Source organism: Virgibacillus proomii (assembly GCF_018916875.1).
Lineage (GTDB): Bacteria > Bacillota > Bacilli > Bacillales > Amphibacillaceae > Virgibacillus > Virgibacillus proomii_B.
Map to the genome: position 1 here is coordinate 1 of NZ_JAHLNO010000015.1, position 1,178 is coordinate 1,178.

General features: G+C 54.8%; 1 rRNA gene. It reads left to right on the forward strand.

Going from position 1 to position 1,178, the window contains the following annotated elements:
• Positions 1 to 19: 19 nt before the first annotated feature.
• Positions 20 to 1,178 (forward strand): 16S ribosomal RNA (locus tag KQI21_RS06105); the annotation flags it as partial.

The following is a 1,178-nucleotide window of genomic DNA, read 5'->3' on the forward strand; positions in this document are numbered from 1 at the left end:
TTGTTTTTCATTACAAACTTTTTTGGAGAGTTTGATCTTGGCTCAGGACGAACGCTGGCGGCGTGCCTAATACATGCAAGTCGAGCGCGGGAAGCAAGCAGATCCCCTTCGGGGGTGACGCATGTGGAACGAGCGGCGGACGGGTGAGTAACACGTGGGCAACCTGCCTGTAAGACTGGGATAACTCCGGGAAACCGGGGCTAATACCGGATAATACGTTTTCTTGCATAAGGAGACGTTAAAAGGCGGCGCAAGCTGTCACTTACAGATGGGCCCGCGGCGCATTAGCTAGTTGGTGGGGTAAAAGCCTACCAAGGCGACGATGCGTAGCCGACCTGAGAGGGTGATCGGCCACACTGGGACTGAGACACGGCCCAGACTCCTACGGGAGGCAGCAGTAGGGAATCTTCCGCAATGGACGAAAGTCTGACGGAGCAACGCCGCGTGAGTGAAGAAGGTTTTCGGATCGTAAAACTCTGTTGTTAGGGAAGAACAAGTGCCGTTCAAATAGGGCGGCACCTTGACGGTACCTAACCAGAAAGCCCCGGCTAACTACGTGCCAGCAGCCGCGGTAATACGTAGGGGGCAAGCGTTGTCCGGAATTATTGGGCGTAAAGCGCGCGCAGGCGGTCTTTTAAGTCTGATGTGAAAGCCCACGGCTTAACCGTGGAGGGCCATTGGAAACTGGAGGACTTGAGTACAGAAGAGGAGAGTGGAATTCCACGTGTAGCGGTGAAATGCGTAGAGATGTGGAGGAACACCAGTGGCGAAGGCGACTCTCTGGTCTGTAACTGACGCTGAGGTGCGAAAGCGTGGGTAGCGAACAGGATTAGATACCCTGGTAGTCCACGCCGTAAACGATGAGTGCTAGGTGTTAGGGGGTTTCCGCCCCTTAGTGCTGCAGTTAACGCATTAAGCACTCCGCCTGGGGAGTACGGCCGCAAGGCTGAAACTCAAAAGAATTGACGGGGACCCGCACAAGCGGTGGAGCATGTGGTTTAATTCGAAGCAACGCGAAGAACCTTACCAGGTCTTGACATCCTCTGACGCCCCTAGAGATAGGGAGTTCCCTTCGGGGACAGAGTGACAGGTGGTGCATGGTTGTCGTCAGCTCGTGTCGTGAGATGTTGGGTTAAGTCCCGCAACGAGCGCAACCCTTGATCTTAGTTGCCAGCATT